Origin of the sequence: uncultured Novosphingobium sp. (assembly GCF_964277725.1) — a bacterium.
Taxonomy (GTDB): Bacteria; Pseudomonadota; Alphaproteobacteria; order Sphingomonadales; family Sphingomonadaceae; genus Novosphingobium; species Novosphingobium fluoreni.
Genome location: NZ_CAXYKL010000105.1, coordinates 21877 through 32097 on the forward strand (window position 1 = coordinate 21877; position 10221 = coordinate 32097).

Sequence of the window (10221 nt, forward strand, 5' to 3'; positions counted from 1 at the left end):
CATGGACGAAGAAGGGGCAATGCTTGGCGTTGGCTTCGCCATCGACTTCCACGACAGCTTCGGACAGCTCCGCTCGCTTGATGACCTGATCGGCACCGTTCAGGCCAACGCGGTTCGTGAGTTTCAGAAGCTGGAGGCGGCCGCCAAAGGATCGCTCGATCTCAAAGGCGCCACGGCGCGTGTCAGCACGTTCGGCAACGCGACTACGCGAGAAGCGGCCTCAGCGGCAAGTGCGCTCATCCGCGTGGAGAAGGCCGGCGAGGGTCTCTCGCGCCAGCTGGAACGCCAGGCTGGCGCATTCGGCAAAACCAAGGATCAGCTGCGCCTTATGAAGGTGGAGTCTGCCGCGCTGGCAGCAGAGCAGCAAGGGCTTACCGAACTCGCCATGCGACTGCGAAGCCAGGAGGCGGCCTTGCGCGCGAGCGAAGTCGCTGCCGCTGAACAGGCGGCTGCAGCACGCATCGCCGCCGCCCAGCGCGCCGCCGATGCCGAGGTTGAAGCCACACGGCGTGCCACCGCTGCGCTGGCGGAGCAGGCGCGCTTGCGGGCAGCGATCGAGCGGAACACGGGCGTCGGTAGGACAAGCGCGATTGAGGGCGGTGCCTCGTATTCGGCGCTTGCCGAGCAGACTCGCGAGATGGAGCGCCTTGCCGCCGCCGCCGCACATCTGAAAGCGTCGATCGATCCTGCCATCGCCGCACAGCAGCGCTTCGACGCCGAGATAGCGAACGCCCGGAACCTGGTTTCAGCCGGCGCAATCACCCTCGACGACTATGTTGCCAAGCTCCAGATGGAGCGTGCTGCACTGGCGTCCGTGAACACGGTGCAGGACCGCGCGATCGTGTCCACCGGTGCTCACCGACAGGCCATGCAGGGCCTGTCGTTCCAGGCGCAGGACGCCTTCACCCAGATCTCCATGGGCACCAATGTCCTAACGGTTCTCGCCATCCAGGGCGGCCAGGCCGCGGGTCAGATGGCGGGCCTTGAAGGCACGCTCGGCGCTGCGGCCAGGTTCATGCTTGGCCCATGGGGCCTCGCCGTTACAGCCGCGATGCTGGTGCTCGGCTCGCTGAGTGACAAGATTTTCAAGTCCAACAACGCGCTTGGCGACGCGATCGACAAACTGAAGGAGGATGCCAAGCAGAGCGAGATCTCGCGCCAGGCGAAAGAAGCCTTCGGCCGCACGCTCGAGGGCTTGATAGAAATCCAGCGTGAGTTCAACGAAGAGCTCAAGCGCGGCCTTCAAACACAGCAGCAAATTGAGGTTTCCCAGCTTAATACTGCTCGAACTCAACTGCGTGACTTCGAAAAGAAGCGTGACGAGTTACAGGCTAGTATCGCCAAGCAGCAAGGCCTTATCAAAAGCGCGAAAGGCAATGTTGGCTTGGCGGCGGGCGTTGAGGAACTCGAGTTCACGCTTCGCGACATGAAGGCACAACTGGCGGCTGCGAACAAAGGCATCGCCGCGGCACGCATTGGCATCCGAGAAGCCACGATCCCAATTATGGATCGCGCTGTCGAAGGTGCCCTCGACAAGGTTGTCGAAGCGACAAACCGGTTCGAAGCAGCGCAGGGGCGTCTTCGTGCTGAGTATGCAGCGGGCACAATTACTCGGCGCGCCTATGGGGCCGAACTAGCCCGGGAGAAGGCGCAGCTGGAAGCGGTCACCAAGGCCGAGCAAGCGCGTCAGTCGGCCGCGAAGGCCAGCGATGGTGTATCCCGCTTCAAATCCCGCGAGCAGGCCATTGGCATTGCCGGCAGGGAGCTGCAGAGCGCAGGCATGCGCGTCGACGGCAATGTGCAGTTCGGCGTCACCACCGGACATGCAAACGACGCGGCCCACAATCGCTACGCGATCGATGTGAACGTCGGCAAGGGCATCACTGAAGCCAACGTGCCAAACCTCAAGGCAAAGTACGACGAACTCGCTCGTTTGTATCAGTCACGCGGCTACGACGTGATCTGGAACAAGCAATTCTACGCCGCTGGCGGCAAAGGTCCCACGTCCGGTGCGAAGGGGCACCAGGATCATCTCCACATCCAGGCACCGGCCACCGTCGTCGGAAAGACCACGCAAGCCTCGACCGCGCGTCAACAGCTGGGCGAGTTCCGGTCTGCCATGCGCGAAACCACGGATGCCGAAGCCATCCAGGCGCAAACCCAGAACCTGTATGCGCTCGCCAAGGCCTATGAAGCCTCGGGCGGAGCGGCGCTCATCGCTGCGGTGCGCGTAAAGGCTGAGAGCGAAGCCATCCGTGACGGCGCCGACATCGAGGCGAACGTGTCTCGCGAAGTCGGCCTGGCGATAGCACAGCGGGTTGCCGATGCAGCCCGGTCGACAGCGAGCGTGCGTGAACAGGCTGCAGTACAAGAGCAGGTGAACGCCCAGGTCGCGGCCGGCTTGATCCCTGCCGAGCGCGCCGCCGACTTGGTACGTGATCAGATGACCGACCTTCCGCTGCTTGCCGCAATCCAGGCGGCTCAGCAGCAGGGGCTGACGGCAGATGCCGACCGCGCGACGAAGGCGCTAGAAGATCAGCGCGCGGCCCGCAAAAGCCTTACCGAAGCTGAAAAGAAGGCCGCCGATCAGCAGCAGGCAACACAGATCGACCGCTCGACGGCGGGCGCCCTACGCGAAGCCGAGATGGTCAAGAAGTTCGGCACGCAGCGGATTGCCGCGCTGAAAGGCCTGAGCAGGCAGCCTCTTGAAGATCAGCTTGCCGCCATCAACGTGGAGCAGGAAAAGTCAGCCATTCTGCTGCGCGCTCAGGCCGAGGCCGCTGATCTGTTGAAGCGGGGCCTGGACGGGTCGGCAGCGGCAGTCTTGCGCCAAGCTCAGGCAGAGATCGATCTCGTCGATCTCAAGGCAAAGTTCGATCGGGAAACCGTCGCGATCGAACGCTATAACGATCAGCTGCGCGACACGATCAACCTGCTCGAAGGCATGGGCACGGTCGGCCAAGGCCTTGGCGCTCTGCTTGGCATTGTCTCTGGCAACACCGCGAGCGTACGCGGCCCGATCGGCCAGCTGCTCAACACAAGCTTCGATACCGGCAAGACCGACAAGTCCGGTGCGAAGATCGCGTCCACCATCGGCGATGAAGTCAGCAAGGTTTTCGGCAAGGGCGGGAAGTTTGGCGAGGGTATGAAGTCTGCCCTTCAGGGCGCGGGCGTCGGCATGGGCACGGCTGAGGCCGTATTCGGCAAGCAGAGCACGGTTCAAAAGCTCGGCTCAGCGATCGGCGGCATGGCGGGCAAGGCGCTCGGCACAGCCATCGCCGGCCCGCTGGGTGGGGCGATCGGCAGCATTGCGGGCGGTCTGCTTGGCAGCGTGGTGGGTGGCCTGTTCACAAAGGCGAAGTGGGGTCGTGTCGACCTGTCGTCTTCGGGCGTGTCCGCAACGAGCGGTAACAGCAGCGCGGCGGAGAAGGCGGCGTTGGCTGCCGGCAAAAGCATCTTTGGCAGTCTGACGAACTTGGCGCAGCAGCTGGGCGGTAGTATCGGCGACTTCGGCAACATCAGCGTTGGCACACGTCACGGCGACTATCGCGTCAACACCGGCGGTACCTCGTTGAAGGTCAAGGGCGGCGCGGTCGACTTCAACGACGACGCAGAGGCCGCCGTTGCCTACGCCATAAAGCAGGCGATCGAGCGGGGCGCGATCACGGGCATCCGCCAGTCGACGAACAACTTGCTCAAAGCCGGCGACGATCTTCAGGCCCAGCTGCAAAAGGCGATGAACTTCGAAGCCGTGTTCACCGACCTGAAGGGCTACACCGATCCCGTCGGCGCGTCTCTGGACGCCGTGAACAAGCAGTTCGGCCAACTGCGGGCGATCTTCAAGGAAGCGGGTGCCAGCGCGGCGGAATATGCCTCGCTCGAGCAGCTGCTGACGATCAAGCGCCAGGAAGCCATGCGCAAGGAAAGCGACGCGCTTGACGATGTCCGCTCGCGCATCGCCGAGGCCCGTGGCGACGACGCGACCGTCAAGGCCATCGATCGGGCCCATGAACTGCGCGATGCCCTCAACGACAACGTGCGCGCCGAACTGAAGCGGCTCTACGCTGTCGAGGACTCCGTCGCGGCTCAGCAGAAGCTTACAGAGGCGCAGCAAGCGGCGACTGCCGCAGCCGATGAACTGCGCAACGCATGGAAGTCGATCGGTACCGATCTGCTCGACGAGATCAACCGCATACGCGGCATTACCGATGCGACCGGCTCGGGCGGCTTCGCGGCCTTGCAGGGCCGGTTCAATGCTGCGGTCGATGCGGCTCGCGGTGGGGATAAGGATGCGGCCGGCAAGCTGGTCGATCTCAGCCAGGCTTTGCTCACCGCCGCCGGCAACACGGCGACCAGCAAACAGGAGCTCGACCGGATCAAGGCGCAGACTGCCGCAAGCCTGGAGGGCGTCTACGGCCTGGTCGGGGCGATGACCGGCGCGCCGGTGACATCCTCGACCGCTTCGACGCTCAGGCTTGCGGCCACGTCCAGCCAGGCCACAAGCGGGGCGTCGGCAGCGAATGACAACTCGGCATTCGAACTGCGCGCCCTGCGCCAGGAGTTGGCGCAGATGCGCGCCGACATGAACAGCGGCCTTGCCGTCAACGCGAACGCGAGCGGGCGTTCGGCAAAGGTACTTGAGACGGCGCTGGACAATGGCGGGGGCGAAGGTCTGGCCGTGAATGGCGTTGCTGCATGAAGATCGTTCGTGATGGTGGCGGCACCACGGATCTTGGTATCACCGAGGCAACGCCAACGATCAGCATAGTCGACTACAGTCGGCGCGAGACAGATGACTTTGGTGTGACGACCGTTGTCGAGCGCAGCTTCGCGCGGCGCATGTCGGTGCGCTGTGCCATGCCGACCGACAGCGTGGATGCAGTACAGCGGCTGCTGGCTGATATCAGGGCGACGCCCGCGCAGTGGGTTGCCGACGATCGCTTTGCCTGGCTGAACTTTCGCGGCTTCTATAAAGACTTCGATCTCGACCTGGCGGTGCCGCCGCTTAGCTATTGCACGCTGACGGTTGAAGGTCTCGCAGCGACAGAGCCTTTTGATGATCCTGGCGACGATCCCGCACCGGATGGATCGTTATCGACGTTGCGGCTGTTGCAGCCAGTTGAAATCGACTCCGCGCAGCTGATCGCAAGCAATGTCCTGCAGGATGACGCACCGGCCTGGTCGGCGCAGACGACCTACCCGCTGGGCGCCCGCGTCATCAGGGCCCCGCTGCATCGCATCTACGAAAGCGCTGCCGCTAACAATGTCGGCCACGACCCCGCGTCGGGATCTGGCCAGTGGACTGACGTGGGTCCGATGAACCGCTGGGCCATGTTCGATCGCGCTCTGGGCTCAGTCACGTCTCGCGCTGGCTCTGTGGTGGTCACGCTGGCAGCGGGTGAGATCGATGCGGTCGCACTGCTGGACGTGAAGGGAACCAGCGTGAGGGTGCAGGCTGCGGATTATGACCGCACGATGGCCCCAAGTGCTGGTGGGATGGCCTTGTTCCTAGATCTTCCGCTCACGGATGAGCAGGTCACGGTTACGCTCATGGGCCCGGGGACCGTGGAGGTTGGCACGCTGCTGATCGGGAATGCTGTTGGGCTTGGTATTACCGAAGCTGCACCATCGGCAGGGATCACCGACTACAGCCGGAAGGAAGTCGACGATTTTGGCGAAGTAACAGTCGTGCAGCGCGCCTGGGCGAAACGTATGGCGGCAAAGGCCCTGATCGATACCGAGGCTGTCGACATGGTCGCGAGCCGCATTGCGGCGGTCCGTGCGCGGCCGGCGCTCTGGATCGGCGGAAGCGATTTCGACACCCTCACGATCTACGGCTTCTTCAAGGAGTTTTCGATCGAGGTTGGTCAGGCCACCAGCAAGCTTTCGCTCTCGATCGAGGGCCTGAGCACTGCCGGCAAGCTTGAGCCTTTGCGCGCGCATGTCGACTGGCCGGACGTCGGCGATCCTGTGGGCACCAAGCCCGCCGACAATGCCGATGTGACGAAGGATGCGCTGCCGCTGGCCTGGCAGCAGGTGACGGGCCGCATGCGCACGCCGGTGGAGGTGGTGGACGATCTGGAAGACGCCACGGGCACCATCGCCGAGGAAATGATGCGCGGCGCCACCTGGCGTGCCGAGAGCGATCAGATCCTCTACATGGCCGATGGCACACCGGTGCGGACTTTCGTTCAGGCCATCGGCGCGAACGTGAACGGCATCCAGCAATTCGTCGCTTTCCTGCAGGAAGTGAATGGGCAGACCGGGACGTCCAAGTTTCTGTTCTCGGCGCGGTCGGACGGCACGATCGTGGGTATCGAAGGGATCGCGGGCGGCGGCTTCAACCAGCTGAGCTTCGCGGCCGAGCGCTTCCTGTTTGTCGACACCAATGGCAACAATCCCATCCAGGCGCTTAGCTACGAGGGCGGCGACTGGGTATTCAACGGCAACATCGCTGCCAAGAAGATCACCTACGAGTCGCTCGTTTCCAAGTTCGGCGGCGACTACAATCTGATCACGCCCAACGGCGGCTACCAGATCATGCCGGGCGGCGTGATTATCCAGTGGGGCCGGTTGCGCCAGACGATCACCGACGAGGCCTCGTTCAGTGTGATCTTTCCCATGCCGTTCCCCAACAACGTCATGACCGTGACCGGCAGCGCCTACATCAGTTCGGCGAGCAACCTGCGCGATCTCTGGATCCAGAACCTGGGCACGCCATCGCTCCAGGGCGCGACCTTCTACGCCCAGTCCTCAACCAAGAATGATCAGTTGATCCAAGGGATCGACTGGCACGCTTTCGGGAACTGACCACCATGCCCACGCCGGTTGATCAGACCAGCTTTGCCGAGCTGGTCGCGCGATTTAGCGCGCAGCTTGAAGAGCTACGCTTCTTCACCAAGCGCATCCTGGTACAGGAGATGACGGGCCCAGGTCCGCACTCGCTGACCGACGAGCTGCATGGCGGCAAGCGCCTGCGGATCGGCAACGGCAGCGCCACTGCCTCGATCGTCATCACCCTGCCGGCGGACGCGCCGGTCGGCACGGTGTTTCTGCCTCGCCAGGTCACCGCCGCGCCGCTCAGGTTCGTCGCGGCTCCTGGTTCGACGCTTTACCACCGGCTTGGGCACAACGGCACTGCCGGGCTGGATGCCGGCGTCGCGCTGACCTGTGAGATCGCGGGCGTGTGGCTGCTGGATGGTGACACGGCGGTGGTCGGCTGATGCTCGCCGTTCACGCCGGCTACTTCCCGGCCCTGGTGGCGACGGTGCGGACGCCTGCGAAGGTGAAGGCTGTCTACATCTCGCCTGGCGGCGCCGGCAATTGGTCGGGCGATGATTGGGCCAATGCCGCGCCGCTGCATACGCTCAACAGCATGATCGCCAAGGCGGCGGCAATCGGCGGCGAGGTACGGTTGCGAGCGGACGCTGGCCCGTACACGCTGCCGCTACAGTTGGCGCTGACGAAGGGCGGCAGCGCCGGTGCGCCGGTCGTCGTGCGTGGCGTCGATGTGAACGGGCTCGCCAAGCCGGCGGTGCTGATCGGCAATCGCGCTCCGAACTGGACTGCCGGCCAGGCGGTTGGCGGTGAGCACCTGTGGTTCAACGCCGGCGCGAGCCATCTCAAGCTCGCCTCTCTCACGTTTCAGGATGCGGGGACCTGCATTCGCCTGCGTCAGGCCAACTCGAACCTGACGTTCGAGGACATCACCGGCAACAACATTCGCCGTTTGATCCAGAACAGCGCCAGTAGCGGCCAGACCGCCAGCATCGATGGCGCGACCTTCCGGCGCTGCAACGGCTACGGCTACTCAAAGCAGTTCATCATCATGCGGTATGATAGTCGCAACCTGCTATTTGAGGACTGTCACGCCGACGCCCAACGCCAGGACGGCGATTTATGGTCTAGTGGTTTCGTGCTCGATGACACTGCGCACGATGTAACGTTTCGGCGCTGCACGTCCGAGAACAACTACCAGGACAATGGCGATAATTACTGGAACGCCGATGGCTTCGCTTGTGAACGCGGAAATTATGGCGTGCTCGCAGAGGATTGTGTTGCCCGAAGCAACACGGACGGGGGCTACGACTTCAAGGGCCAGGTTACGCTGGTGCGCTGCATTGGTGACGGTAACAAACGCAACTTCCGCATGTGGGGCGAAGCCGACCTGATCGATTGCATCGGTCGCAATCCCTGGAAGATCGGGTCGGGCTCGATCGGACAAGTCTTCGCCTACGCCCACAGTCGGGTGCGTGTCCAAGGTGGTACCTGGACACAGAGTACCTCAGCCACCTCGGCACCGTTTCACATCTTCGAGACCGGCTTCATCGCCGTCGACGCCGCCGCGCAGGCTGGCGTCACCAAGGGCGGTGGCGTGCCGATGTTCGATCCCGAAGGCAACCCCGACGCGCTCTATCAGACCTGGGACCATGCCGATGCGACCGCGCCGACGATCACGCAGCTGACCTACCGGGTGCCGGGCGAGGCTAACCCGCGCGTTATACCGGTGACAGCAGCCGGGGCCAGCATTGCCGTCAACGAGAACCAGCCTCAGGCCTTTCTGGTCACGGCCTCGGAGAACGTCACGCTGCAGGTGACCGGCCCTGACGCGGGCAAGTTCGGGATCTCGGGCCGCACGCTACAGATGCGGGCGCAGGACTACGACGTTGCCAACGGTCCTGCGGCCGACGGGTCCAAAATCCTGAAGATCACCCTGCGGGTGATCGACGCCAACGGCAACGTCTCGGCCGCGTACCCGCTGCAAATCGAGATCCTCGACGTCGACGACGCGCCGATCGCCCCGGCTGAGGCCTTTGCCTACCCAGGCGCGGATGGCTGCTGGTTTGGCTTCTCATCCGCCCAATTCTGGGCCGACGTTGCCATGACCATCCCGGCCAACGTCGGCGATCAGGTGGCGGCGATCAGCGACCAGAGCGGCTTCGGGCACCACATGTGGCAGCCTGATCCCGAGCGGCAGGCAACACTGCGCAACGACGGCCTCTACAACTACCTCGACTTGAACGGCGTCAGCCATGTCTACAACCTGGGCCAGCCCGGCGACTTCCGCTTCGCCAACTTCACCGCGATCATGGCGATCCAGAAGGGCAAGGATGCGGGCGACGGCAGCGGTTATGGGCTGTTCTTCGGCCGGCGCGGTCTCTCGACGGATGGCGGCGCGAATACGTCCAACGGCACTTTCTGGTTCGGCGTGCGCGGCGGCGTTTCCGTTACCTACCGTTGCACCGCCCCGAACGGGACATCGAATGGCACTGGCGCCACGCCGGGCAAGTCGGTTGTCCTCTCGTTCCGCACGCTTGATCGCGTCGTGCGGTCCAACGCCGTGCAGATCATTCCCGGCGATGGCAGCACCGGCGCGCCGATCACCAACACCTACCCGCTTGCCAACGAACAGGCGCTGGTTGGCGCGCGCTGGGACGGGACCAGATACACCAACTTCCTCAAAGGCCGCCTCTACGGCTTTGCCGTGCTGAACCAGGATTGCACTGATCCGATCCGCTTCCGCATCGAGCGCCAATTCGGCCAGGCCGGAGGCGTGAGCCTGTGATCTCCATCTTCACCTTCGGAGCCAATTCATGATCCTGCCAATGCTCGCAGACGCGGCGAACAGCCTGGTGGCCCAGGCAGTCCAGGCGGGACCGCCATCGCCGATGCCGCGTGCGTTCAACAACGACACCACGCTGTTCGTCTTCAACCTCTTCGTGATGACCGCGACGACGTTCCTGGGCGCGATGATGATGGGCAAGCAGGCCCGGCGTATCTGGATCCAGCGCCGCTACGATCACCCCAAGGATCCAGTGACGATCTACCGAATGATCCTGCTGCTGGCGGCGACGGGCATCACGCTGCGCTGCGGGGCAGGCGCCATGGTGCTATGGGGCTGGAACCCGGACGATCCGGTCACCACCGCGCGCGTCGTCATGGCGCAGCGTTGGCTCGATCCGATCGCGGTCGCCTGCGGCATGGGCTGGATGGCTCTGGCTATCCTGGGCGAGCCCGGCGTCGAGCATCAACTGCGCAAGGCGCCGCTGCCTGTCGATATGTGGAGCCGCTGGCCAGCGCTCGTGCGCGCCGGTGCCGTGGTCATCCTGAGTTTCACCGCTGCTCTTGCGGCCGTATGCCTGCGGTAAAGGCACTCGCGGTTGTGGGGGCCGTCGCTATGGGCACTGCTGTTGCGCGCGAGCCGGTCGTCTGGTGGATCGT

General features: G+C 63.9%; 5 protein-coding genes. All 5 read left to right on the forward strand.

Annotated elements, in window-relative coordinates; translation table 11 throughout:
• Nucleotide 1: 1 nt before the first annotated feature.
• Genes ACHWRX_RS06485 through ACHWRX_RS06505 form a run of 5 tightly spaced genes read left to right on the forward strand, consistent with a single transcriptional unit; the run spans nucleotide 2 to nucleotide 10148 of the window.
• A complete protein-coding gene (locus ACHWRX_RS06485; RefSeq protein WP_394658574.1) occupies nucleotides 2-4699 on the forward strand; it encodes a hypothetical protein in 4698 nt (1565 codons plus the stop codon).
• The gene (locus ACHWRX_RS06490) at nucleotides 4696-6810 is read left to right on the forward strand and encodes a hypothetical protein (protein WP_394658575.1); all 2115 of its coding nucleotides are present in this window, start codon (nucleotides 4696-4698) and stop codon (nucleotides 6808-6810) included. The genes ACHWRX_RS06485 and ACHWRX_RS06490 overlap by 4 nt, the downstream gene beginning before the upstream one ends.
• A gap of 5 nt (nucleotides 6811-6815) precedes the next feature.
• A complete protein-coding gene (locus ACHWRX_RS06495) occupies nucleotides 6816-7223 on the forward strand; it encodes a hypothetical protein (protein WP_394658576.1) in 408 nt (135 codons plus the stop codon).
• Nucleotides 7223-9565, forward strand: a complete 2343-nt coding sequence (locus ACHWRX_RS06500; protein ID WP_394658577.1) for a right-handed parallel beta-helix repeat-containing protein — start codon at nucleotides 7223-7225, stop codon at nucleotides 9563-9565. The genes ACHWRX_RS06495 and ACHWRX_RS06500 overlap by 1 nt, the downstream gene beginning before the upstream one ends.
• A 28-nt stretch (nucleotides 9566-9593) precedes the next feature.
• Nucleotides 9594-10148 carry a hypothetical protein gene (locus ACHWRX_RS06505; protein ID WP_394658578.1) on the forward strand — a complete coding sequence of 185 codons (555 nt, stop codon included), beginning with the start codon at nucleotides 9594-9596 and terminating at the stop codon, nucleotides 10146-10148.
• The last annotated feature ends 73 nt before the right edge of the window (nucleotides 10149-10221 follow it).

What these genes read in the sequence shown, in the direction of transcription:
- ACHWRX_RS06495 (WP_394658576.1), top strand. Translation starts at nt 6,816, where the DNA reads ATGCCCACGCCGGTTGATCAGACCAGCTTTGCCGAGCTGGTCGCGCGA.
- ACHWRX_RS06485 (WP_394658574.1), top strand. Translation starts at nt 2, where the DNA reads ATGGACGAAGAAGGGGCAATGCTTGGCGTTGGCTTCGCCATCGACTTC.
- ACHWRX_RS06490 (WP_394658575.1), top strand. Translation starts at nt 4,696, where the DNA reads ATGAAGATCGTTCGTGATGGTGGCGGCACCACGGATCTTGGTATCACC.
- ACHWRX_RS06505 (WP_394658578.1), top strand. Translation starts at nt 9,594, where the DNA reads ATGATCCTGCCAATGCTCGCAGACGCGGCGAACAGCCTGGTGGCCCAG.
- ACHWRX_RS06500 (WP_394658577.1), top strand. Translation starts at nt 7,223, where the DNA reads ATGCTCGCCGTTCACGCCGGCTACTTCCCGGCCCTGGTGGCGACGGTG.